This window comes from Streptomyces sp. NPDC059851 (assembly GCF_042732005.1).
GTDB lineage: Bacteria > Actinomycetota > Actinomycetes > Streptomycetales > Streptomycetaceae > Streptomyces.
Map to the genome: position 1 here is coordinate 1 of NZ_JBHWJJ010000133.1, position 23447 is coordinate 23447.

General features: G+C 68.6%; 23 protein-coding genes and 3 pseudogenes. 14 read left to right on the plus strand and 12 right to left on the minus strand.

Annotation, left to right across the window (positions count from 1 at the left end):
• Nucleotides 1-76: 76 nt before the first annotated feature.
• A complete protein-coding gene (locus ACFV7Q_RS31515; RefSeq protein ID WP_385433655.1) occupies nucleotides 77-454 on the minus strand; it encodes a hypothetical protein in 378 nt (125 codons plus the stop codon).
• 1137 nt (nucleotides 455-1591) lie between these two features.
• On the opposite strand from ACFV7Q_RS31515, the pseudogene mobF reads away from it, so the two are divergent.
• The 5 genes and pseudogenes from mobF to ACFV7Q_RS31540 all read left to right on the plus strand — a co-directional run bounded on the left by mobF (nucleotide 1592) and on the right by ACFV7Q_RS31540 (nucleotide 7164).
• Nucleotides 1592-2538, plus strand: a pseudogene (gene mobF, locus ACFV7Q_RS31520) (MobF family relaxase).
• On the plus strand, nucleotides 2538-3095 hold the full coding sequence (locus ACFV7Q_RS31525) for a hypothetical protein (RefSeq protein WP_385433657.1): 558 nt from the start codon (nucleotides 2538-2540) through the stop codon (nucleotides 3093-3095). The pseudogene mobF and the gene ACFV7Q_RS31525 overlap by 1 nt, the downstream one beginning before the upstream one ends.
• Nucleotides 3092-3334, plus strand: coding sequence for a hypothetical protein (locus ACFV7Q_RS31530; protein ID WP_385433659.1), 243 nt, complete (start codon nucleotides 3092-3094; stop codon nucleotides 3332-3334). Before ACFV7Q_RS31525 ends, ACFV7Q_RS31530 begins: the two co-directional genes overlap by 4 nt.
• 1990 nt (nucleotides 3335-5324) lie before the next feature.
• Complete coding sequence (locus ACFV7Q_RS31535; RefSeq protein ID WP_385433661.1) at nucleotides 5325-6689, plus strand: restriction endonuclease fold toxin-2 domain-containing protein; 1365 nt, start codon at nucleotides 5325-5327, stop codon at nucleotides 6687-6689.
• Nucleotides 6690-6705: 16 nt separating this feature from the next.
• Nucleotides 6706-7164 (plus strand): hypothetical protein, encoded by a 459-nt coding sequence (locus ACFV7Q_RS31540; RefSeq protein ID WP_385433663.1) that lies wholly within the window; start codon nucleotides 6706-6708, stop codon nucleotides 7162-7164.
• 750 nt (nucleotides 7165-7914) lie between these two features.
• Here ACFV7Q_RS31540 and ACFV7Q_RS31545 read toward each other — a convergent pair.
• Nucleotides 7915-8133, minus strand: a complete 219-nt coding sequence (locus tag ACFV7Q_RS31545) for a transposase family protein (protein WP_385433665.1) — start codon at nucleotides 8131-8133, stop codon at nucleotides 7915-7917.
• A gap of 145 nt (nucleotides 8134-8278) precedes the next feature.
• Nucleotides 8279-8746 (minus strand): hypothetical protein, encoded by a 468-nt coding sequence (locus ACFV7Q_RS31550; protein WP_385433667.1) that lies wholly within the window; start codon nucleotides 8744-8746, stop codon nucleotides 8279-8281.
• 151 nt (nucleotides 8747-8897) lie between these two features.
• Between ACFV7Q_RS31550 and ACFV7Q_RS31555 the strand changes: the two genes are divergently transcribed.
• Nucleotides 8898-9953, plus strand: coding sequence for a protein kinase family protein (locus ACFV7Q_RS31555; protein WP_385433669.1), 1056 nt, complete (start codon nucleotides 8898-8900; stop codon nucleotides 9951-9953).
• Nucleotides 9954-9967: 14 nt separating this feature from the next.
• Here ACFV7Q_RS31555 and ACFV7Q_RS31560 read toward each other — a convergent pair whose 3' ends face one another.
• Complete coding sequence (locus tag ACFV7Q_RS31560) at nucleotides 9968-10420, minus strand: hypothetical protein (protein WP_385433671.1); 453 nt, start codon at nucleotides 10418-10420, stop codon at nucleotides 9968-9970.
• Between the two features lie 779 nt (nucleotides 10421-11199).
• The gene (locus ACFV7Q_RS31565) at nucleotides 11200-11667 is read right to left on the minus strand and encodes a hypothetical protein (protein WP_385433673.1); all 468 of its coding nucleotides are present in this window, start codon (nucleotides 11665-11667) and stop codon (nucleotides 11200-11202) included.
• A gap of 275 nt (nucleotides 11668-11942) precedes the next feature.
• On the opposite strand from ACFV7Q_RS31565, the gene ACFV7Q_RS31570 reads away from it, so the two are divergent.
• The 4 genes from ACFV7Q_RS31570 (at nucleotide 11943) to ACFV7Q_RS31585 (ending at nucleotide 15962) form a co-directional block, all read left to right on the plus strand.
• Nucleotides 11943-12413 (plus strand): hypothetical protein, encoded by a 471-nt coding sequence (locus tag ACFV7Q_RS31570; protein WP_385433675.1) that lies wholly within the window; start codon nucleotides 11943-11945, stop codon nucleotides 12411-12413.
• 382 nt (nucleotides 12414-12795) lie between these two features.
• On the plus strand, nucleotides 12796-13605 hold the full coding sequence (locus ACFV7Q_RS31575) for a replication-relaxation family protein (RefSeq protein WP_385433677.1): 810 nt from the start codon (nucleotides 12796-12798) through the stop codon (nucleotides 13603-13605).
• 393 nt (nucleotides 13606-13998) lie between these two features.
• On the plus strand, nucleotides 13999-15003 hold the full coding sequence (locus tag ACFV7Q_RS31580; protein WP_385433679.1) for an SDR family NAD(P)-dependent oxidoreductase: 1005 nt from the start codon (nucleotides 13999-14001) through the stop codon (nucleotides 15001-15003).
• Nucleotides 15004-15482: 479 nt separating this feature from the next.
• Nucleotides 15483-15962 carry a hypothetical protein gene (locus tag ACFV7Q_RS31585; protein ID WP_385433681.1) on the plus strand — a complete coding sequence of 160 codons (480 nt, stop codon included), beginning with the start codon at nucleotides 15483-15485 and terminating at the stop codon, nucleotides 15960-15962.
• A 64-nt stretch (nucleotides 15963-16026) separates the two neighbouring features.
• Here the strand turns inward: ACFV7Q_RS31585 and ACFV7Q_RS31590 are convergent, their stop codons facing one another.
• Nucleotides 16027-16245 carry a DUF6207 family protein gene (locus ACFV7Q_RS31590; protein WP_385433683.1) on the minus strand — a complete coding sequence of 73 codons (219 nt, stop codon included), beginning with the start codon at nucleotides 16243-16245 and terminating at the stop codon, nucleotides 16027-16029.
• 278 nt (nucleotides 16246-16523) lie between these two features.
• Here ACFV7Q_RS31590 and ACFV7Q_RS31595 point away from each other — a divergent pair, with 278 nt between their 5' ends.
• Nucleotides 16524-16739: a hypothetical protein gene (locus ACFV7Q_RS31595; RefSeq protein WP_385433685.1), complete on the plus strand. Its 216-nt coding sequence runs from the start codon at nucleotides 16524-16526 to the stop codon at nucleotides 16737-16739.
• Nucleotides 16740-16992: 253 nt separating this feature from the next.
• Complete coding sequence (locus tag ACFV7Q_RS31600; protein ID WP_385433687.1) at nucleotides 16993-17145, plus strand: hypothetical protein; 153 nt, start codon at nucleotides 16993-16995, stop codon at nucleotides 17143-17145.
• Nucleotides 17146-17232: 87 nt separating this feature from the next.
• On the opposite strand, the gene ACFV7Q_RS31605 is transcribed toward ACFV7Q_RS31600, so the two are convergent.
• Nucleotides 17233-17553 carry a hypothetical protein gene (locus ACFV7Q_RS31605; RefSeq protein ID WP_385433689.1) on the minus strand — a complete coding sequence of 107 codons (321 nt, stop codon included), beginning with the start codon at nucleotides 17551-17553 and terminating at the stop codon, nucleotides 17233-17235.
• Between the two features lie 97 nt (nucleotides 17554-17650).
• Here ACFV7Q_RS31605 and ACFV7Q_RS31610 point away from each other — a divergent pair.
• Nucleotides 17651-17932: pseudogene (locus ACFV7Q_RS31610) on the plus strand (helix-turn-helix domain-containing protein); the annotation flags it as partial.
• Nucleotides 17933-18123: 191 nt separating this feature from the next.
• Here the strand turns inward: ACFV7Q_RS31610 and ACFV7Q_RS31615 are convergent.
• Nucleotides 18124-18861, minus strand: a complete 738-nt coding sequence (locus ACFV7Q_RS31615; RefSeq protein ID WP_385433699.1) for a helix-turn-helix domain-containing protein — start codon at nucleotides 18859-18861, stop codon at nucleotides 18124-18126.
• Nucleotides 18862-19536: 675 nt separating this feature from the next.
• Here ACFV7Q_RS31615 and ACFV7Q_RS31620 point away from each other — a divergent pair.
• Complete coding sequence (locus tag ACFV7Q_RS31620; RefSeq protein ID WP_385433691.1) at nucleotides 19537-19797, plus strand: hypothetical protein; 261 nt, start codon at nucleotides 19537-19539, stop codon at nucleotides 19795-19797.
• A 161-nt stretch (nucleotides 19798-19958) separates the two neighbouring features.
• Here ACFV7Q_RS31620 and ACFV7Q_RS31625 read toward each other — a convergent pair whose 3' ends face one another.
• The 4 genes and pseudogenes from ACFV7Q_RS31625 to ACFV7Q_RS31640 form a co-directional block, all read right to left on the minus strand.
• Complete coding sequence (locus ACFV7Q_RS31625) at nucleotides 19959-21140, minus strand: IS701 family transposase (protein ID WP_385433693.1); 1182 nt, start codon at nucleotides 21138-21140, stop codon at nucleotides 19959-19961.
• Nucleotides 21141-21768: 628 nt separating this feature from the next.
• Nucleotides 21769-22182 carry a CBS domain-containing protein gene (locus ACFV7Q_RS31630; protein WP_385433695.1) on the minus strand — a complete coding sequence of 138 codons (414 nt, stop codon included), beginning with the start codon at nucleotides 22180-22182 and terminating at the stop codon, nucleotides 21769-21771.
• A gap of 513 nt (nucleotides 22183-22695) precedes the next feature.
• Entirely contained in the window at nucleotides 22696-22902 is a 207-nt protein-coding gene (locus ACFV7Q_RS31635) for a hypothetical protein (protein ID WP_385433697.1), read from the minus strand.
• A gap of 260 nt (nucleotides 22903-23162) precedes the next feature.
• Nucleotides 23163-23447: pseudogene (locus tag ACFV7Q_RS31640) on the minus strand (transposase); the annotation flags it as partial.

The window sequence follows — 23447 nt, forward strand, 5'->3', positions numbered from 1 at the left end:
CGGCCCCGACACGCAGCAAGCTCACCCGCCCTCATACAAGCAGCGAACTACCGAACACCAACCGTGACAAGACCAGCTAACAAAGCACTACTAGGTCCTTCAGGGACGTGTCAACTGTGCCTTTCCCCTCGGGGTCGATCCGGACATCACAACCCGTAGTGTCTTCTTCATAGAAGCCGACACGGTGTAACTTCCCCTTCCACTTGGACTTTTTGAACAGCGCGGCGGCGGAGTTCCACTTCTTGCCGCACTTGTCACCGTCACCGGGCGTATAGCCCTTGATGAAGAAGACGGGACGCTGATTGCTGTCCTTCCGTGCAGGCGCTGAGTTTCCAACCCCAGTCCGGCCGGTCGAGGCCGCATCGGAGACGGCGGAAGCGCTCGCAGTGGTGGTCGCCGTGAGCAGGAGAACCACGCTCACCGTGAACGTCGCGAGGGACGAGCGGAGTCTCATTTGAACTCCTGTCGACTGTGGACTCGGACAGCCGCCGACTGTTCCACGGAAGCTGCGCTCAGACCAGGTTTTTTCCGGACAGTCCAGCGCAGAAGCACTGTGGTCTCTCTTCGATCTCGCCCGCCGCCTCGACACTCACCCCACCCACTCCTGCCCGACGCGACGACCTCTTCGATCACCCCAGCAACCGCCAGGTCGTCGACCGCCGACCGGCCGGCGCCGACCACGACGCCCCCACCGTCGTCACCGCACTCGCGTCCGCGAATGGCCGCCAAACGGCCGAGACCGTCGCGACCGCGCTGTCCTGGACCCGCCCCGCCTTGACGCGCCCTCGATCACCTCCGCGCCCACCCCGACATCGGCGGCCCGCTCACCCTGCGGCACATCCCGCCCGACGCTCACACCGTCATCCCGCGCCTCGACGTCCTCGCCCCGCACCAGGGCGACGCTCTCACCGGACGGAAGAACCCCCACCCAGCCGTACGCGGCTGCACCCAGCCCGGCCGAGGCCGAGGTCCTCCTCCGCGTCTGGGGCGACGGCGGAATCGACACCACCGACCCCGCCCAGCCAAGCCCTCGTAGACCCCGCTGCCGCCGAAAAAATAGTCACCCGCGGCAACATCATCGACCCCTTCCACGACCACGTGCTCTACAGCCTCCAGATGCTCCCCGAGCCACCAACATCCACTGACACAGACTCTGCGCCGCCACTGTCATGACCCTGCGCATCCCACTGACACCCACCCTGCGCACTTGAACGGTGCTGTCCAGGCCGTGGTGTGAGGCTGCCGGAGCGATGACATTCGCGTCCGGCCCGGGGCCGCTTCCCGCCCGGCGGGCACCTGAGAAGAAAGTTCAGCCGCTGCTCCCGCTTGGCGGGACGTCCCGCTGATCAGTCTTTTCTTGCAGGTAGGAGCCGTGTGGCGTGGTCTGCATGACAGTGGATATCAGGGTGATCCGGGCCGGCCAGATGTACCGCTACTACCTCCGCGAGACCGTCGTCGGCGACGGCCGCCGTCCTGCCCGTACGCCGCTGAACACTGCCCAGGAGCAGGCCGGTGTCCCGGCCGGGCGATGGATGGGCCGCGGCCTGGCCGCGCTCGGACTCGCGCCGGGTGAGGAGTCACCGAGGCGCAGCTGCGGAATCTCTTCGGCGAGCGGGGCCGGCACCCGGACGCGGACCGGATCGAGGCCGACCGGCTCGCCGCGGGCGACTCGGCGAAGAAGGCGTTCAAGGCTGGCGCCCTCGGTCGCCGCGTGACGGTCACGGGCGTGGACTTCGTGTTCCGGCCGCAGCCGACGATCTACCTCCTGTGGGCGCTGGGGGATGAGGAGACCCGGCAGGTGATCGAGGCCGCGCACGAGCGGGCGATCGAGCGGGTGCTGGAGTGGATCGAGGACGAGGTGGCGGTGATTCGGTACGGCAAGGACGGCATTTACTGGGTGCGGCCGCCCGGCGGTCTGGTCGCCGCCCGCTTCCGCCACTACGAGGCGTGCTCCGGGAGGCCCTTGATCCATGACCACAGCGCCTGGACGGGCAGTGGGGGTCGATCCGCACCCTGGCCCTGCACGAGAGCACGGTGGCGGCCTCCGCGCTCTACAACGAGATCGTGGCAGCTGAGGTCTGCGAGGCGTTGGGCCTGGCGACCGAGCCGCGCACCGTCACCCCGGGGCGCCGGCCGGTGATGGAGATTGCCGGGGTGCCGCACGAGCTGATCCGCTGGACCGCCCGGCGCAGCGACCAGATCGCCGCCTGCCTGGCCGAGCTGGAGCACGAGTACGCCACCGCCGTCGACGACGACGGCGAGCCGCGGTTCCTACCCGTGATCTCCGAACGGGCCCGCGCCAAGTTGAACCAGATCGCCGCCCGCAAGACCCGACCGCCCAAGCAGAAGACCCAGCCGCTCGCGCAGCTGCGCGCCTGGTGGAAGGCGAGCGCGATCCTCACCTCCAACGTCGCCGCCGACGTCATCACCTCCCTCCTCGAGCACGCCCGCGCCGCGGCCGCCGCGATCAGAGCCCGCGTCGCGGCCGTGGTCGACGTCGCCCTGGCGGCGTCGACGTCACCGCGACCGTGTTCGTGATGAACGACGGCGGCCACTTCCACCGCCGGCACCTGCTCGCCGAAGCACGCCGCCACCTCGCCCTCGTCCTGCGCGGCCGCCGCCGTGACCCCGGCCTGGACGAGGAGATCGTGACCGCCGCCATCGCCACCCACTGCCTGGACATCAGCGAGCCGACAACCACCATCGGCCTGCTGTCGGACTACCCCCTTTACACCGCCCGGTGGCCCCTGTCTGACCTCCCCGCCCGCCCCCGCCCCCCGGCCCCCGCGCCCGACCTGGACCGGCATCCCCCGGCCGTTCCCGGCGAGCCGCCCGCGCGCCGGCCCCTGGGTCAGGACGCGGGGGAGTGGGAGATCCCCCGCGTCCCGCTCCAGTACGAGCGCGCCGTCCTCGCCGGCGCGGTGCTCCGCGAGAAGCTGCGCACCACCACCGCCACCGCCGTGCGGGGCCGGGCGTACGACGTCGCCCGGCACCAGCAGGCGGCGATGCCCGAGCAGCTGCTCGCGCCCGTGGCCGCCGACCTCGAGCACACGACCAGGAGCCGAAGGCCGGGCGCCGGGAGGCGATCGACATGACGGCGCTGCGGGCCCTGCGGGAGTCCCGCACGGACGTGGAAGCCCTCGATCTCACCGCCAACCGGCTGCGCCGCCTTCAGCAAGCGTTCACCAAGGCGGCCGACGACTCTCGCGCCCGCTCGGACCGCTACGCCGAACAGGACGACGCCGACGTGGTGCGCCCGGTGCGCAAGGACGACCAGCAGGCGCACCGCCCGCGGGAGCCCGAACCACACCGCCGCCGGGAAGCCGGCCACTGAGTGGACCCGAGGGTGCGCACCCGGTGTGGTCGGTGCGCACCGACGATGTGCGAGCGGGATCGTCCTGCTGCACCGCGAGGACGCCTACGACCCCGAGAGCTCCCGTGCGGGCAAGAGCGATCTGATCCTGGCCAAGAACCGCAACGACAGGTTATCCGTGGTCGAGGCGGCGGCCCTGGCCGCCGTCCAGCGGCCTGGAACCACCTGCGGCCGTACCGGCGCCCCCGGGCTTCCGGGGTTCCGCCGGCCTGTAACTCGTCCCGCCCCCGGCGGTGGCACGGCTCCTGAGCGGTGCTCAGCAGCCTGCCGTGACCTGCAGACGGCCTGCCCGCGACCTACCGGCGGCTTGCTGGCGGTAGGTCGGCTTCCTGCCGCTGGTTGGTCGGCGCGCAGGCTGTGAGCTGCGATGACAGGTCGCGCAGGTCGATTCGGCCCCCGGAGTTTCCGGGCCCCGGCGCCGTCTTGTGGTCCACCTGCCCGTTCGACGTCGGCGTCGGTGCTTTCGGGCGGTTACCGGTTACCGTTACCGGCCATGGGGGACGCAGGCGCTGGCGCGGCCCTGAGCGGTGCGAACTTGGCCTGTAACCGGTAACCCCGCGTTGGCCGGGCCGGGAGGTGGACGGATCCGGCGGGGCCCGGCCGGATCTGCGCGCGTTCGGCGTGCACACGTGCACGTGCACTCCCGCGCACGCGAGGCCCGAACCTCCTCAACCCACTCACCGGTGAGTCACCGGCCGGTGTCGGTCCCGTTCCGAGGGAGCGGCGGCGGGCCGACGGCTGGAGAACGGCGGGGGAAGGCGACCGCAGGTACTTCCTTCAGCAGCTTTTCAGTGTGATGTGCGAGAAGGCCGAAGTGAGCGGACACGTCCTCGACCGTCAGCTCGGGGTTCCGGGCTACCAGATCGATCAGCAGGGGAACGCGGGCCTGTTTGAGGAGACGATTTGCGGTTCTCTCAGCGATCCCTAGCCGTTGGCTCACCTGGTTGCCTGTGATCCTCGGGTTGCGTTTGACCAGCTCTCTTAGGGAGGCTGCACGGTCGTCCCGGACCTGACGGTGTGGGGACGGCCCTACCTCCTCGCCCTCGGCATCCGCACATGCGGGGTCGTCGGGTACGGCCTCGGCCGGGAAGGGACATACGGCCGGTTCCTGCGGCGGCGGTGTGCCAGTGCGCAGGGACCGGAGCAGGGTCTCGACCGGCAGCCGGCACGCCCGCGTAGAGCGCACGGGCAGCGCATTCCATGGCCCTGCCGACCGCGCGCGAGGCTGCTTCAACGCTGACGCACAGCGCGTGCAGCTCCGAGGCGGGATCACTCACACACGTACAACGACATGCGCCGGGATGAGCAACGCGCGCCTCTTCTCGGCGGTCGTCGTCCTCGGCGCCGCCTGCACCGCGCGGGGCGCCGCGCTCATCGGAGTCCGGCGGCTCGGCCGCGCCCCCACGACAGTCCGGTCCTCCGGAAGCAGGCCCGCCTGCCCCGAAACCCTGGGCGTTCGGCGCGAGCCCGGCACCGGGGCTGCGGCCGAGGTCACCGCAGCCTTGCGGCGGCGCTGGAAGCGAACCCCTCGATCGGGTGTCAGCATCGTCCCGAGGGCGGGCGTCGGGGAATGCACGGCTGGAACCTAGGGCTGGGAGGTGAGAGATCCCAGGCTTGGCTGTGACGTGGCAGTAGGAGTCCGTTAGCTTGATCGTTCACATCCGTATAGGGGGCGCATGGTGAGCGGGCTGACGCCTGAGCTGCAGTTCATCGCGAAGGGCATGATTCGCGGGGCGATGGGCCTGTTGGATTCGATGCGCGGCGCGCGTGACAGCGCTATCGCGTTGGGGCATGAGCTCGACCGGCAGCACGGTATGGCCGGTGACGACGATGCAGGACGGTCGTTCGCCAAGGTCTACATGCCGGCGGCATCCACGACGCTGGACACGATGGGGTTCAGCTCGCACCTACTTGGTGCCACGAGCCGGGGCCTGATGCGCAACGGGAGTTCATGGCCGTGGAGAGCCGACAGGTGTCGGCGTTCCTGGGCAAGGAAGTGGACCTCACGGCGGGCATGGGCGATCCCGGAGCCGACTGTCCGGAGAACTACCTCGGCCTTGGGCAGGAACTGCCCAAGGTGGTCGGGGAGACTGCCTGGTACACCCAGTACGCGCCGGGCGGCAGGAGCGACCGTTTCCGGGGTTCTCCGGAGAAGATCCGTGATGTCGCCGACTCGTGGCGGCAGGCGGCCTCCCTCATGCAGCGCTTCCTGGAAGATGCCCAGGCCTATGCGTCCACAGCGAGCAAGGCGCACTCGGGCGCCGCAGCCGACTCCTTCCAGTCCTACTTCAAGCAGCATGTGGGCTTCGCCGCCCCGCCGGAGAAAGCTCAGCAGGACGAGCCGGTCGTGGCCAACCTCGTTGCCTCCTGCACGCAGCTTGCCAAGGAGTGCGACCGGTACGCCGAGCATGTCGCGGCGGCGAAGGTGAAGATCCAAGAACACAAGAACGAGCTGTTCCGACTGGACATGCCGTGGGACCAGCCGATGTTCGGCGGCAACGGCTTCGACGGCGGACTCCATGACGCCGTCCTTAGCGACCCCTGGATCCACGATCTAGGGGAAGTCGCCCACGCCCTTGACTCCTCAGCCGCTCGCGTCCGGCTCCCCGACGGCGAAGGCCCGGGAGCGCCGGCGCTGCCGGGCGTGCCATTCCTCCCGCCGCTCATCCGTGTCCCCGTCCCGGTACCGCTCAGACTTGCATCCCACACGGCTACCCCGGCCCTGCTGCCGATGATCAACCCCGTGGACTCCGGCATAGCCTTCGCCGACCCCATACCGCCGGTACCCGGAACGACCAAGCCGCTCACCCCTGCCGAAGAGAAGCAGTTCCGCACATGGATGAATTCCCTCAGAGCGGGAGGATTCGCGGGCGGAGGCGGCACGAGTGCTCCGGACAACGCGTATCAGCTGCGCGTATCGGGATACCCGGAGCGTGAGGTGCCCCTGGCTGGCAAGAACCGTGGCCTGATGGTCGATGGCATTCGGCCATCCGACGGATACCTCGTGGAAGCCAAACACGTCCGCGACCCCGACTGCACGAAGAAGAGCTTCCGTTCCTTGGAACGTCTGGAGGAAACCCTGACCAAGCCGGTCAAGGTGAACTCCAAGGGAGAGCTCGCCTACGACCCCGTCATCGACTCCATGTACGCAGGCGACGAGAGCGAGCTCCTGCGGTACAAGCAGGCCATGGAGAACCCCACAAACAAGGAAGTCCGCGGCCTGGAGATCGTGACCAACGGCAAGGACAACGCGGCCTACTGGCAGTCCATGATGGCGATCACGGGGACGACCGGCTCCACACGCTACGTGCCGTAAGGCAAGAGGGAAGACTGTGTCCACTGAACGGAACATCCGCACCAATTTCGCCTTCTACCCGCCCGAAGACGCCGAGGCGGCATGGGACGCCAGCCTGGACTCCCTCGAGAGGGCTCTGCGGCAGGCGTTCCCGGACCCTGTGGTCGAGTACCGGCTCTCAGGCGTCCACGGCACCCCGGTGATGGATTTCGAGATCGAGCTGGCAGCCGACGTGTGGATCGACGGCACGGCGGCGATGCCCAAGCCCGACTACGCCTTCATCACCCTGACCAACGTGACCGCCGACGAAGCCGCCGTCTTCGCCCGGTGGCTACGGGACTCCTTTGTCCCGCAGCCGCACCTGGTGCGCTTTGCCAGCAGCCTCGCCGTGGCTAACGGCGATCAGGACCCGTGGCCGCTGCCGGCACAAGGCGGCGACGAAGAGATCGCCACGGAGCTGAGGCGACACCTCGCTTCCATCGACGACCAGGTGTAGGGGAGGGGCCCATAAGAGGGCAGCGCTCTTGCGGCATCGCCGCCCACCACCATGGCTCCAGGCCGCCCAACCAACCAGTTCCTGACCCGTCGGACATGCCTGATTCGGCAGCCGAGACGGTGAAGGAAATCCCGGTAAGGGCGATCATGGTCCGGTCGGCGTGAGGATGCTGACGTGGTTCTCTTACTGGTGACGGGCCTCCTCGCTGGGCGGGGACTGCCGGAGCGCCCGGGCTGCCTGGTCGGTGGAGACCCGCTTTCCGCCCACGTACCGGCGGGGGCGCTTGTTGGCGGGGGTCAGGACTTGAGCTTGCCCTTGCGGATCTTCTCGACGCAGGCGGGCAGTACGTCTTCATGGAGGGTTTGGCCCGGCCGCGTTCCTTGTAGCAGCCCTTGCCGACGGGTGGGGCTCGCGGTTGGCGGCGGGGTGGGGTGCGGGGTGGCGGGTGGGGGATGACTCTGGAGAGGTACCAGCGGCGGGGTGGTTCTCGGCCCGTGTCAACGGGGAACGCGCCATCCCCAGCTGGTCCACTCCACCGCACCGACTTCACCCGGCGCGCACCACCGCACGGGTGCGCCCCCCTCACCGAGTGGATGCGCACCGGGTGGACGGTGGTGCGCACAGGATGGACTCTGTGCGCACCGCACCGAGCGTCCGCCAACCTGAAGCACCAGTTCAAAAGACTGGTGTGACCGGTCCCCGGAGTACTCGTGCTGGTCGTGGGCGGGAGTCCGCGGAGAAGATCGTCCGTCAGCGGTTGATTTCGAGGTTCGTCAGGACGAGCAGAGCACGCAGGAGGCGGGTGGCGCGAGCGGGATCGGTGCGGAGCTTGGTAAGGATCCGCCAGTTCTTGAGGTGGGCGAAGCCGTGCTCGACCGGTGCCCGTCCGATTGCGAGGACCCTGTTGGCTTGCTTCTGCCCCGGGGTGAGCTTGTGGGTTCGGGTGGCGATGTAGCCGGTGACGATCACAGGGTCGAGGATGTTGTTGTCAGGCCGCGGAAGCCGAGGTCGGCCAGCGCTCCGAGGCCGGCGGCGCGCAGGTGGGCCAGGATGTGGTCGTGACGGGCGGCGGTGTTGTCGTGGGTGCGGCCGGGCCGGGCAGCGGATATCCAGATCAGGCGCCATTCTCGTCGGTCAGGGCGAGGAAGTGCAGGCCATGGCTGCGGTGCTTGCCGGAGTAGTGCCGCCGGTCGGCCCTCCCGGTGCGGCGCCTGGTGCGGATAAGGGTGCCATCGATCAGGACCACCTCCCCACCCTGCCTGACGACCTTCTTCAGGGCACGGTCCAGGCGTGGGGCCTGCGCGGCGAGCAGGCCGATCAGCTCGCCGCGCCAACGGCGAACGGTGGACTCGGACACATTGTTGCCGCCAGCCATGTCGGCCAAGCGCTGGTCATGACGCCGCACAGCCAGGACGATCACCGCGATCCTTCCAGGCGGCAGGATCCGCCACCTGGACCGGATCAGCTTCAGATGGCGTCGCAGCAGACCGGCGAGGTGGCTGACGGTACGCGTGGACAGCGATAGACAGCACTGGTAAGTCAGTGCGTGGGGATTCTCGGCAGGCTCTTCGGTTTTCGTCATACGACCTCAACCCCACCTGCAGAACCTCCAGTTACGCCGCCTCTCACCGGCTCTGCGTGGGAGGGTGGTCTTTGGCCCCCGTCCCGGCGTCTGCTGGAGCCGTTGAACAGGAGGCGGGGCACGGTTGGAGGAGTGAGTGAAGGGCCCTGACATGTCCCGCGGTGCTCGTCTGGCCGCCCACGGCGCCGTTTCCACATCGCTGGCGCTGCGCAGTGACCGCAGTCTGCGCGAGTTCGTGGACGCCGGCGCACCGCTGGGGTCGGGCATCGGTGGGACGACCGTCCTGCTGGAGGTCGAGGGAACCCGGGTCTTCGCCAAGCAGGTACGGCTGACCGATCTGGAGCGACGGCCGGAGCATGTTCACTCCACCGCGAATCTGTTCGGACTCCCGGCCTTCTGCCACTACGGCATCGGCACCGTCGGCGGCCCGGGGTTCGGGGCCTGGCGGGAGCTGGCCGCGCACACCATGACGACGAACTGGGTGGTCGCGGGAGACTACGAGGGCTTCCCTCTGATGTACCACTGGCGGGTGATCCCAGACTCTGGCCAGCCGCTGCCCGAGGAACTGGCCGATGTGGACCGAGCTGTCGCCTACTGGGGAGGCGGATCAGCGGTACGCCGACGGATCGAAGCTCTCCAGCATTCCACGGCAAGCCTTGTGCTGTTCCTGGAGTACATCCCGCAGAACCTGCACGACTGGCTGGGCGTCCAGATCGTGGCCGGCGACGAGGCGGCCGAACGGGCCTGCGCCATGGTCGACGACGAGCTGAAAGCCGGCATCTCGTTCATGAACGCCCGCGGACTTCTGCACTTGGACGCCCACTTCGAGAACATCCTCACCGACGGCCGACGGCTCTTCTTCACCGACTACGGCCTCGCGATCTCCTCACGCTTCGACCTCACACGGGACGAGGCCGACTTCTTCGACCAGCACCGCACCTACGACCAGTGCTACGCCGTCACCCACCTGATGAACTGGTTGGCCGTCGCTCTCTACGGACACACACCGGAAGAACGCAAAACGTTTGTGAACGCATGCGCCCAAGGGGCGCCCCCAGAGGGGGTTCCCGCGTCGGTCGCGGCGCTCCTTGTCCGTTACGCACCGGTCGCCGCGGTGATGGGCAACTTCTATCGCGAGTTTCAGCAGGAGAGCCGAGCGGCTCCCCATCCGCTGGCAACGATCTGTCGGATGGGGCGAAGTACGTGATCAGCGGCAGCCCGTCACAGGCGGGTGGTGAACCGGCCGTCGGGTAGCTTCCGCAGCCAGCCCCGGTCGACGAGTCTGACCAGCTTTCCACGCAGCGGTTCCAGCTTGGATCGGATGTTGACGTCCACTCCCAGCATCTCGCCGACCTGCCGAGCCATGACCGGTCCAGCGGCCTGTCGCACGGCGGCGAGAATGCGCTGGTAGTCCGGCGGAAGCACGTTCTCCTCCACATCGGAGGTGCGGTGTGGGATCAGCATGACCGCCCGCCCACCCACCTGCGCGGGCACCGACGTGGCCGAGACGCACTCATCAGCGATCTGTTCGCTCACCCGCTCAAAAACCCGTTCGGCGACAGCAAGTTCGTCTCGCTCGGCCCGCACCTCCGCCAGCTGCTTGGCCAGCTGTGCTTCGAGTTCATCCAGTTCCGCACGCCGCGCGGTGATCCGTTCCAGCAGCGCGGGATCCATGCATCGGATCGCAAATGGCCGCCTGACCCCAGCGAATAGAAACCAGCGAACCGTCCGGCTCTGTCAGACGATCTACTCCGCGGACAGCCACCCACGACCAGCGCGAGTACTTCGAGAGCTGGTCACACCATATCGCTGACCTGCTACTTCAGGTTGGCGAAGGCTCAGTGGCCTCCACCCAGTGGGCGCCACCCTCGCGGTGCGCGGTCGCGTCGCTTCGCTCCACTCGGTGGACTCCACCCATGCGGTGGATCACGCGGTGGAGTCCACCGCGGTGCGCACCCGATTGACGGTGGGCTCCACTCTCGGGCGCACCACGATGTCCCGAACCGCACCGGGTGCGCACCATCCGCACCCTCGCCCAGCCACCCCCTTGTCCAGGTTCGGCCGACCCCCTTGTCCACCTTCCGCACCACCCCTTGTCCAGGTTCCACCGACCCCCTTGACCGGGTTCGGCTCCACCCCTTGACCAGGTTCTCCACGGGCACGTTTCTCCTTGACACAGCCGGTTGCGGCCGCCGATCAGGGCCTGGTCAAGGGGGTGTGTGATAGGGCCCCGCCAACGCGGAAGCACACCTGGTGCGGTGCACGGTGGCGCGCATCATGGCCCCGGTGCGGTGCGGTGCGGTGCGGTGCGGTGCGGTGCGGTGCGGTGCGGTGCGGTGCGGTGCGGTGCGGTGCGGTGCGGTGGTGCGGTGGTGCGGTGGTGCGGTGGTGCGCCCATCGGGTGGAGGCCACCCGATGGGCGCGGTGCGCACCGTCGCAGTCCCCGCCGCGAACTACACGATGGAGAGGAGCACCAGGTGGGCACCGTCCGGTGCGGGGTGGGCGGCGAGGGCCTGGCCCACTCCCACCGCCTCCAGCTGGCGCAGGACATCGGCGACGTCCTCGTGGTCGTCGGTGAGGAACTGCAGGACGAAGTCGATGACGGCGCAGGCGATGCCCTCCGCCGCGTCCGGCCCGGCCTGCGCCCAGATTCGCAGGGTGGCCACCAGGACCTGCCCGAGGGCTTCCAGGGCGAACATCTCCGTGGTCGGTTCGCCGGCCTCCGGGCCGGGCAGGGCGGTGACGGGGACGACGATCCGTTCGACGGCGTCGACGAGCAGCTCGGCCATCCGCGGCTCGGCGCCGGCGAACTCGCGGGCGGCTTTGACGTCCTGGGCCTGGACGGCGCGGAGGTAGCTGAACGCGCTGATCGCCGCGTGCGGGGTCATCGGGGCGAGCGGCAGGGCGGTGGTGTCGGGCATGACGGCTCCTCACGTACGGGCCGCCGCGCGGATCGCGACGGCCCCAGGTCCAGAGCCTCGGGGAGCCGCCCTGTGGACAGAGTCCGCGCACCGACGGTGACCGCCCACCCCCCCCTTGTCCAGGTTCGGACGGCCGCGCGTTTTCCCTTGACAGGGTCCGCCAGGCGCGACAAACCGCCCATCCCGGGAGGGGAGAAATCTCCGTCCCGGCACCCTGAGCGACGGCCAGGGAAAGGCCGCTGCCGGACCCGGCACGCCGCTGGGAGACTCCAGGGATGACCACGCAGCGCCTCCCGTTCCCCGTGCCCGACGAACGCGCCCACTACTTCGTCGGCCAGTACGCCGACATGCACGACCTCGTGGAGGACCTGGTCGTGCCCGACGGCGTCCCCGAGGCCGCCGCAACCGTCCTGCGCACGGCCCGGGAACTGCTGCGCCAGTCCTACTACTGCTACGAGTTCTCCACCGTGGCGGTCATGCACTCCCTGATCGCGGTGGAGATCGTGCTGCGCGACCGCATCCCGGGCGCGGGCAACAAGACCCTGCAGAAGCTCATCAAGCAGGGCGCCGACACAGGCGTCCTGACCACCCGGCAGGCGGAGTACCTCGACTACGGCCGCCAGATCCGCAACGGCATGGCGCACGACCAGACCACCCACGCGGCGATGCTGCCGGCCATGGCCGTGCCGATGGTGACCACCTCGTTCGCGATCGTCTCCGAGCTCTGCGCCGCCCCCACCGAATGATCACGGCTCGATAACAGGCGTCACACCATCGGCTTCCCCGGCACCTGTAGCAGGTGAGTGCGGGACTCTGCCCGGAGTCCCACGCCCACCCGCGTGAGGAGCCTGAACGATGACGTACGCCAGCAGCGCCCGGCAACCAGAGCCAGAGCCGGAGCCGGGCCAGACCTGGTCAAGGGGTGCCGAGAGCCCCGCAGACGGCCCGGAAGCCAGTGCCGCGTCCAGTGCCGTGAACGATTCCAACGTCGTGCCCATCACCGCAGCTCACACCGCCCGTCAGGGGGCCGCTCGGCACGCTGACACCTCTCTCCCTAACCCTGAGACAGCAGCGAAGGGGAAGAAGTCCACTCCCACGGCCGGGAAGGTACGAGCCGATGCTCTCAGGATGCTGGGGTGCGTACGGATAGCCACGGTTCGGCAGATGGCTCAGGTGATCACGGCGGAAGAGTCGGACGGCCGGTCGTACGTGCGCAGGGCGATGGTGGAACTGGAGAAGCTCGGGCTGGCGGAGACGAACGGCAAGGACGGCAAGCACCGGATCTGGAACCTCACCCCGGCAGGGCAGAAGGCTCTGGCCGACGGCAATGAGCTGCCACCCCGCCCGAAGGCTGGCACCGGAGCGAAGGCTGTTCGAGCTGGGTTCGGCCCGCACGGTCTCGCGGTGACCGACACGATCCTTGCCTACACCGACACGGTTCTGCGCGGTCGCCGGGAGTTCCTGACCGACTGGCAGGTGGAGGTCAACCACGCCATCAAGGAGACTGGCCTGTCCTTCAACACCGACGCGGTCCTCGCCGTGCCGACCAAGACCAGCGAGGTCCGCCTCTTCGAACTCGACAACGGCACCATGTCCCAGGCCCGCCTCGCGAGGGAGGTCTGGGACTACGAGCGCTACGCCGGGCACCGTGTCTGGGAGGGGGCCCGCGGCACGATCGGCGGGACGTACCCGTTCTGGCAGCGCCACCGCTACACCCGCTCCACCACCTTCCCGCGGCTGCACGTCGTCCTGGCGGGCAAGGCCGAACACCTCCTCGACAACCGGCTCCAGGCGCTCACCGCCGCAGTGCAGGGCATCACCATCGCGCTGTGGGCCAACACCCTGCCCAGCCTCCAGCGCGGCGAGCCCTGGTACGAGATCGGCGTCGACGACCCCCACCGGCGCCGCGCCCGCTACCCCGAAGCGGTCGGCCGCTGACCGGTGCGGGGCAAGCCCAAGGGGAGCCTGGGCAAGCCACCCGCGAGGGCGGCTTGCCCACCCTGGCCGGAGGCACTCCGGGGCAGGCGGCATCGGTCACGGCCACCCCGGCCTTCCCGGCGAGGGGCTGGCTGACCGATGTCCCGTGCCACCGAAACTTGGACCGATTGCCATCGAAGTCGGACCGAACGCAGTTTGTGACACCGAGTATGGACCGCCGCAGGCCGCGGTCGATGCGCCGCTGCCCGCGCACTGTCGGACGGCTGTCGGTGGGGACAGCGATCTGTCGGCGGGATGTGGGTGGCGTCGGGGACCCTGGGAACTGGGCCTGGCCGGCTGTGAATGTGCGGTCCCGCCCGCCTCCAGACCAATCCGAGCTTCCGGGAGCCCGCCATGCCCTCCGTACCCCAGGTCCCGCGGTGGGACGTCCGCCGGCTGCCTCAAGCGGAGGGGAAAAGCTTCCTGGTCACCGGCGGCAACGCGGGCATCGGGTATTTCGTTGCCGAGCAGCTCGCTGGCACCGGGGCCATGGTCGTTCTCGGCAGCCGCGACAGGGCGAAGGCCGAAGAGGCGATCGTTTCCATCAGCTTGCGCGTCCCCGGTGCCAGGGTGAAGCACCTGTCCCTGGACCTGGCCGATCTCGCTTCGCTCAAGGCATCCGTGGATGCGCTCGGACTGGACCGCCTCGACGCCGTCGTCCACAACGCCGGCGTGGCGCTCGACCATCCACCGCGGCGCGAAACCACGGCTGGCCACGAGCTGATGCTCGCAACCAACCACCTGGGGCACTTCGCCCTGACCCACCACCTGGCCCCTCTGCTCACGGCGACCCCGGGGAGCCGGATCGTCACCACTGGCAGCTTCGCCGCCAAGTCCGAACGCTTGGACCTCGACGATCTGCAGAGTACGCACGACTATCAGCCCAAGCGTGCGTATGCGCGGTCGAAGTTGGCCCAGATGCTCTTTGCCGTTGAACTGGACCGCCGCCTGCGTGCTGCCGGGAGCACGACGCTGAGCGTGATCGTTCATCCCGGCGGCGCGCTCGACTCCCTGACGCCGTCACGCCCGCCATTCCATGTCCGGACCGCCGGCGAGCGGCTGCGCCATCTGCCGCTCGGTCTTTTCGTTCAGGGCAAGGACGCTGCCGCATGGCCCGCTGTTCGGGCCGTGCTCGACCCGAGCGTCCGCGGCGGCCAGATGTGGACCCCTGAACTGTTCGGGCTGCGCGGTACGCCCAGGATCGAACCTCTCTGGAACCACCTCGCCGACACCGCGACCGCGGCACGTCTATGGGCGGCCAGCTGCGACCTGACTGGTAACGACCTGACGTTCACCGCACCGACAAGGTGCGGTGGGACTGAAGGCCCAGCGACTGAGCGCGGCGAAGTAGACGCCTGACCGGATGAGATCGGACAAGCGGTCGAGATCGTGTGGCAAACGGGCAGGACCTCGTGACACAGGACAGTCGCTTCGGGACCGGCAGAGCATTGGGCCACCGCTTCGGCGAAGGTTCACGCAGCGCGCTGGCCTGCGGCGGTCCATCTTCGGTGACACAAACCACGCAGTGGTCCATGTTCAGTGGCAATCGGTCCAGGTTCGCTGTCACAGGTCAACCGATGACCGGTCACCGTCTCGGCTGGGAGTTGCATGGACCGGTCACGGCGCTGACGTGCTGGTTGACCGATCGCGGGCGTCGGATCGGTCACGCTCGGCCGCGCTTACCGGTCACGTTCCCGTGCTGGGCAAGCCCTCGCCACGGAGGGCTTGCCCAGCGTCCGGGCCGCAGGACGGGACGCCTCCCAAGGTCGCGGCAGCACCGTCTGGGACGCGGCGGCCGGGAATCGGCCGAGGCCGCTTCGTGGCCGTACACCGGAGCCATGAGACGCAACAAGCAGTCCTACGGAGGGCTCGTGCCGAGCCTCCCGGGAGACATGTGGCATGCCCTTGCCTCCTTCCACGGGGCCCACGGCGAGCCCGTCGGTCGTCTCGTACCCTTCGACCGCCCCGACGCGTTCCTCTCCCTCACCCAGCCCGACGACATCGGTTCCACCGCGCGAGTGGAGCTGTCAGGCGGGGAGACGATGAGCCAGCTCCACAAACTGGTCACGACGGTCACCCGCGGCATCACCTACGAACTGGGCACTGCCACGCCCGGGACCGCGCTGGAGATCGTGGTCGGCAAGCGCCACCAGATCGACCTCCACGCCGGTCACGTCGACGGCCTCGCCCGGCTCCTGCGCGATGCCGTCGACAACATCAACGCGCATGGCTCCTCCGGAGGCGACGGGTCGTGCCGCCACTGCCATGGCACCGGGCGGGCGTATCCCGTGTGGGGGGTGAAGAACGAAGAAGCCTGAGCGCCAAGGCAAGCCTTAGGCGACCCCGGGCAAGCCCTTCACGAAGGGCTTGCCCGGACTCCACTCACGGGCTGTGCCGTCCCGGGCGCAGGACGTCGGCGTAGATCCGGGCCCGGACGCCGGGCTCCCCGGGATCCCGGCGCACCGGGCCAACACCCGATGTGGCCCACCGCTCGTCCAGCGCGGCCATGACGGCCCGGACCGTGTCCTCGTCCCCGCCGGTGATGTCCAGGACCACCACCAGGCCGGGCTCCGCGATGTGCTGCTCGTCGATCGGCTTCATGCGCCCTGCGACGGCGTTGGGACCGGACCGGTTCGCCGGCGGCCCCGGTTCCACTCGCACGAGGGAACCCAGGCCGCGGGTGTCGCATGGTCGGCAAGCTCTGTCGGGGTGCGGCCCCCGTCGCGGCCCGGGTGGCCAGGGCCGCACCCCAGTACGTCCGAACGTACTCCGGGGCCGAAGCCGGCGGTGGTGCTTTTCGCCGGTGGCCGTGATCTGCCGCCTCACCCGTTCGCGCGCGGCCGGGTGCCAGTGGGGTGCGACGGGAACAGGCTGGGCGCATGTCCGCGAAGCTGATCGTCTGCCCGCCCGACGAGCAGGGCTGGCGCCGGGTGCGCTACGACGGCGTCGCCATCGGGGTCGCGCACCGGCCTGCCGACATCCGGGTCTTCCTCGCGGCCGCCGGGCTGGAGAACGCTGACGACGTGGACCTCACCGACCCCGACTTCGTCGAGTGGCGAGGCGCCGGCCCGGAAGCCTGGGAGCCCTCCCGCTGACCCTCCGCAGGAGGTTGTACCGGAGGGTGGCTGGAGGGTTGTCTGCACGGGTGCACTAGGCGGGGGACCGAAGGTGTGACCGTGAGTGGGACCCCCAGAATCCGGTGATCTTCCATTCGTGCAGGTCAGAGCCTATGGGCAAGCCCTCTTCGGAAAACGACACCTCTTTTGTCCGCGATAGCCGGACGAAGAGGTCTGTCCCGTATCGCGGGGGCGGCGGCCGCGCGCAGGGGTGCATGTACTGGTATGGCTCGTGATCGGATCCGGTGGCCCCTCGTCGTGGAACGACGATGTACCGGCTCGCGTGTTCGGCCGCTACAGCTTCCGCCCCTCCGTCCCGGCCGGCGGCGACCTGCGGCCCCTGCGCGACCCGGCCGAAGCCGACGACGAGGACACCGACGAGTGAGTACCGTTTGCGCCCGTACGGGCAACCGGCGGGCGACGAGCTCGGCCTGACTGGCGACCAGGCCCACGCAGCGTGAGACTCTGTGACTCAGCGCTCTACGCTAATGAACGACTCGTCCCTGTAATGCTCCTTGATCCAGGTCGCGCTGAGATCGAACTCCTCGGCAGGCCTGGCCCAGAACCGCACGGCAGGGCTGCCGGATGCGTTCACCACGGTGAGCCTTGCGGGAATGACGCTCCCGCCGCTCACGACGATCACGGGTTGACCGTCGCGGTACTCAATCGACAGGGTGCCGATGTCCTCGGGCTTGACCTGGTCGGCCGGGATCAGCTCGGGTTCGGCCGCCGGGGGCGTGTACTGAACCTGAGCCGGCCCCTTGGAGTTGACCTGGGGCGTGGTCTCGGACATGACTGCCTCCTCACTGGCCAGCGCCATGCAGACCGGCGTGGATCTCCCCATGACGAAGCGTCACGAAACATCACGCATAGTAGATTCCGATGCGCTCATGACGTACCCCAGCACTCGCGCCGCTGCGGTTTCCGGCTTCAACGAGATCGGGCTCGCATGCCTGAACCCTCGGTGGGCGGGAGGCCGTCCCCGCCTGCTGAATCGTGACCACGAGGACTTCGTCGTCCAGACGGCCACCACCCGCCCGACCGCACTGGGCAAGCCCTTCACCCGCTGGTGGGTTCGAAAACTCGCCGACCACCTGCGGCGCAATATCTCCCGGCCGATCACCATCGGCCGCGAGGCCCTGCAGGACCGCTGCCGCCGCGTCCACACCGGCGGCCGGCCCGGCTTGACGCCCTGCGGCAGCAACAGCTCCAGCCGGGCCCACTGGCCGTTCGTCAGATCCCCACGTCCCACAGGACGTGATCATTCACGACCAAGATCTACTTTCGCAACAGACCCTAGAGCGCGGACGACGTCCTTCGGTCCGTCGGCGACTATCTGGCCGACGGAGTGCGAGACAAACCTTCAACCACCGAAGACATTGGCCAGCCGTCCTTCGATAGGAGCCTTCCCTCGGGAAGTGGCACGGTCTGCGAGAAGGCACAGCTGTGCCGGGGTGAGGCCGGCGAGGGCGCGGAAGTCGCGGCTCATGTGTGCCTGGTCGTAGTAGCCACACAGAGTCGCCCGGTCAGCCAATGACCGGCAGGCATCGGACGGCAAGGTGAGCGCCCGTTGAAACCGCAGTATCCGGCTGACGGTTTGCGGTGGGAGTCCGATCTGCTCGTGGAAGAGCACCTGTAGCCGCCGGCTGCCGCGGCCCGTGGCAGCGGCCAGTTCTTTGGCAGGTAGCTGTCCGTGGGAGGCGCGCAGTCGGCTCCACGCCTCGGCGACGACTGGTGAGGGCGGTGGAGCGTCCACCATCCGCCGCGCCAGGGCGTTGTCGATGAGCGCCCAGCGCCCTTCCCAATCCGGGATCGCCATGAGCCGCTCGGTGAGCCTGGCCGACCAGCCGGCGCCCAGCACCTCATCCGGGTGCATGTGAGCGTTTGCCAGGTGGTGCAGTGGCAGCCGCAGGCACTGGTACGCGCCGAGGGGAGTGAACTCCACCTCGACTGCCTCCGCGATACCCCCGAAGCCGCCCCTTACCGACGCCGTCTGCAGACCGGCGAGCATGGCATGCCACGTCGTCGTCCTCTCCGCCGGGACATTCCTGGCCTCGTGGAAGAGGTTCAGGGGATCTCCCCAGCCCAAGATCAACGTCACGGTGGCCGCGGGAAGAGTGAGCCTGACCGGCCCGGGCCGAGTAACGCGATGGCCTCTGTACACCACCACCTGCGCCCGTAATCGCTCGGAAGCGCGACGCTCCACATACTCACCCTTGGTCCTCGATTCCATGGACGCTTCAACCTCCATCTGCGACCTGCGCCGGTGCACGCGTCAAATCGACTTGTACGAAGAGAGTGCGCCTTTGTACAAGGCGACCGCCCAGGCTCCGCAGCAATCTGGACACACGCCGCGAGGCGCCCGGCATCTCACCGTGACATCCGCACCGGACGCAACTGCTCAATGGCAACAGCCGCATGCACGCACAGTCCTGTCACCAGCGAGGCGACGAGCCCAGGACGAAACGAGGGAGATGAACATCCGACGCATCCTCACGGTGGCTTCGCTGATGTCTAGTGACAGCACTTGTGCATGGGTTCCGACGGCAGTTGATGATCACCTCAGTCAGGCACGTTGACGCGAAATGACGGCCACCGTGGAACTGGCACGGGAGCCGGAGCTTACGGCCCGGATACCCCTGGTTCTCGCTTGCGGGATAGGGGCCTGGCCTGCTCGAGAACCTACCGACTACGCTTGGGAGATCTCATCGTGAAACTTCTTCGGACAGCCTCTGTCGCAGCGGCTGGACTGGCGCTGGCTGCCGGCATGGTCGTGATGAGCGGCAGCTCAGCGGTGGCAGACCCGTCCTCGGCTTCGGCAGCGGCCAGCTGTCGGAAGTCGCAGGACTCCAACACCTTCGGTACCTACTGCAGCTCCGCGGAAGGCCGCTACTTCCGGGCTGTCGCGGTGTGCAAGAACGGCCAGGAAGTCCGTGGCCAGCAGTGGAAGAGGGTGGGCAGCGGCAGCTGGTCCTGGGCGTACTGCACCCAGGTGAACTCCTCGCTCTCCTGGGGATATGCCGAGATCGGCAACTAGTACTGCAATTGCGGTTGGGGTGACGAGGTCGCAGCTTCATGGGCTGTGGCCTCGTTGCTTGTAGTGGCTCTGGCGGGCCTGGTGTTGTTGGCGTCGGCGCCAGGTGGACCAATGCAGAATCCGCTCGGTGGTGTGGCGGGGGGTGCGTGTGAGCCGCGTGATCAGGCGTCTGAGTTCGGGGACGCTGATCGGGACGAGTCCGGGGGATCCGTTTCTGCTTTCCCTGCATCGAGCTCGCCAGCCCGGGTGATCGTGAGGAAGGCGTGGACGGCCATGGCCAGAGTGATGTGCCGGTGCCAGCCGTCGTAACGGCGAACCTGGTAGTCGTCCAGTCCGCACTCCTGCTTCGTGCTCTGGAAGCATTCCTCGATCGCCCAGCGAGCTCCGGCCACCCTGATCAGCTCGTCGAGGGTGGTTTCGGCGGGTGCGTAGGCGATGTAGTAGGCGATCTCCTCGGGGTGTTTGATGCTGCGGCGTGCCAGGACCCAGTGCCCGCGGTCGGCCCGGCGATAGGGGCGGTGCTCGGTCCGGGCCCAGTCGTAGATCCGCTGTCCGTGGGCGCCGGCGCCGCAGGAGCGGCGCTTCCACTTCTGCCGGGGCAGCGACGCGATCAGCTCGTCCACCCGGTGGTCCATCTGCTGCCAGGTGACCACGGTGTCGTTGCGGCGGGTGGCCATGACGTGGAAGACGTCCCCCTGCTCGAGGCGGTGACGCCAGGACTTGCTCTGACCGTAGGCCTCGTCTCCGGTCAGCCACCGAAACGGCATCCGGTCCGCGATGGCACGGCTGACCATCGCCTCGGCCATCTGAAGTTTGGTGGCGAACTCCACCTCGTCGGCGATGCCGGCGCTGCGGCAGGGGTCACGGTCATCGGTCCAGGACTTGGGCACATACAGGCCCCGGTCGATCAGCGTGCGGCCGCGGGCGGTGGCATAGGCGAGGAAGACACCGATCTGGCAGTTCTCCGTCCGCCCGGCCGTCCCGGAGTACTGCCGCTGAACCCCGGCCGAGCGGACCCCCTTCTTCAGGAAGCCGGTGTCGTCCACGATCAGCACCGCATTCGGGTCCCCAAGGTGCTCGATCACGTACTCGCGCACGTCATCGAGTACCTCGCCGGAGTCCCAGTCGCATGTGCTCAGTAGCCGCTGGATCCGGTAGGGCCCGTCATGCCCGGCCTCTTCCGCAACCGTCCAGCCGTTCTTCCGCTCCAGCGGAGCGATCAGCCCGCGCATGTATGCCAGCGCGGACTCCCGCGGCTCCGTCCGGGCGAACCGGTGCACAAACCGCCCGTGCAACTCGACCAGACCCTCAGCCCACCGGGCCGCATCAACATCCCCACCCATACCCGGACCAACGAGCCGCCTACGACCTCGTCACCCCAACCGCAATTGCAGTATTAAGGGCTCCGGCCCCCGAAGGGCCAAGGACCCGAAAAGAGGTCTCTGCGGTTGCGGACTCGCCCCAGCACCCCAGATCGGAGATCCCAGGCTTTGGCCGAGCCCGCCACACGCCGACTCCCTCTGATCAGGCACGCCCGTCCTCCATCGCGGTGGGCGTCTCGTGGACGCGACCCTGTGCTCCCTGATGACACCAGCCTTGACCCTGGCCGCGGCCAGGGTCCGGTACCTCGGCAGCGGCTCGTTCCCGCTCGACCACCGTGGCTGAGGGAGTCTGGTGGGCGAAGGAACCCGGAACCGGCAGCGGCAGATCGGCGACCCTTACTGGGGTGGCCCGCGGCATACGTGGCTGGGTGTGCGGCCATACCTCGTCGTCGGGATCAGCCTGTGCGCAAGGCCTCGGGTCGAGGCCTGGAGACCGCCTCTGACGAACCGCAGCGCGGGTCCCCCTCATCCGGTGGCGGCCCACGCTGTCGTATGTCCGACTCGGAGTCGCGGAGATGGCTCTCGCCTACCGGGCGAAGGCACAGGGCGACCTCCGGCACTCCCCACCCTCACACTTGTGAGGGTGGGGTCAGTCGGTGGAGAGGGCTTCGAGGAGGTCGCCGACTTGGGGGTCGGGCAGGGCGCGGGCGACGTCGGCCTGGGCGACGATGCCGACCAGGCGGTGGCCGTCGATGACGGGAAGCCGCCGTACCTTGTGCTCGCTCATCGTGCGCAGGATCTCGGCCGCGTCGTCGTCCGCGCCGATCGTCACCGCTTCGCCGTGAGCCAGTTCGCCCGCCTTGACCTGAGCGGGGTCCTTGCCGACGCCGAGGACCTTCACGACGATGTCGCGGTCGGTGAGCATGCCCTTGAGCCGGTCGTCCGTCCCGCAGATCGGCATCGCGCCGACGCCCATCTGTGTCATCTCCTTCGCGGCCTCGAGGACCGTCTCCTCGGCGCCGATGCACTCGGCGTCCGTCATGATCTCGCGAGCCGTCGTCATCCGGCTGCTCCCTTCAATGGGTGGTCGGGCCCTGGCCGCGTCGGGGATCGCGACAGGGGTGTTCGAAGAGGGACGTGGCGTGTGCCCCTTGGGCGCACGCCAGGGGTCAGTAGTCCCCGTCTGCCAGGTAGCGGAAGGAATGCGCCGTCTTCGTCGGCAGGGGCGATGGTCATGGCGCGTATGCCGTCGGGGCGGGGCTTGAGGATGTGGGTGTCGGGCAGGTGTTGAAGTCACCGACGACGCTGACCGGGTCGGGAGGGGTGTCGGCGGGCAAGATGAAGGTGACCTGGGCATGGTCTTGGAGCTGCTTGCGTTCGAGCACGGAAGACTTTCCTGGCAGCCCGGGGGTGTATCGGTCATCCTGCGGCCGTCAGCAGCCGTCAGCAGCCGTCAGCGGCCGGGGGCTGCTGGACGGGGCCGAGCGGGCACCTGCCATCACCCGACCGGCACCGTGACTCCGACGAAGACGCTCACTCACGCTGCACCTGAGGCGTGGCGTACCGGGGCCTCGTCTTACGTCGGCATTTGGTTCCGGCAGCAGATCGCCTGCGCCCCGCCGTCACCGCCGCCACCCCTCAAACGCCGGACGATCTCGTACAGGTCCGGGGCTTCCTCCAAGCCGATCCGGCCGGGATCTGCGCCCCTCTCGACGAGCTGCTGTCCAAGCAGCTGCTTGTCGCGGACGGTGCGGACCTTCGCCCCATGGATGCAGGGCGTCACCTGTCGGTCTCACTGGGCCGTCGGTCACAGCCTTCGCCGGGATGGGGCCGCACGGACCGGCTCGGCCCCAGTGGCGCGGTGGGATGCCACAGCGTCCCGCAGCGTGCGGCGCAGCAGGCAGGTAGGCCCGGAGCGGGGCTCCCCGAGCCCGTCAGGTTGTCGGCCGTGGTGGGGATTGTTGAGCGGCTGGTGCCGGATGAGTTGTGGGTACTGTTCCAGCGGGTGGTCCCGGGGGCGCCGTCGAGGCCTTAGACCGTGTCCTATGTGGTGAGGCGGGCGAGTCGCTTGTAGCAGCACAGGGCAGCGGCGAGTCCGAGGAAGGCGAGGTAGTTGCGGGGGTGGCGTTCGTATCGGTGGTTGAGGCGGCGGTAGCCGGTCAGCCAGGACATGGTCCGCTCGATCACTCACCGCCGACGCCCTAATCGTTCGCTCGATTCGATGCCCTTGCGGGCGATGCGGACGCCGATCCGTTTGCCGCGAAGCCATTTCCGCAGTTCAGGTATGTCGTAGGCCTTATCAGCGTGCAGTTTCCGGGGTTTGAAGTC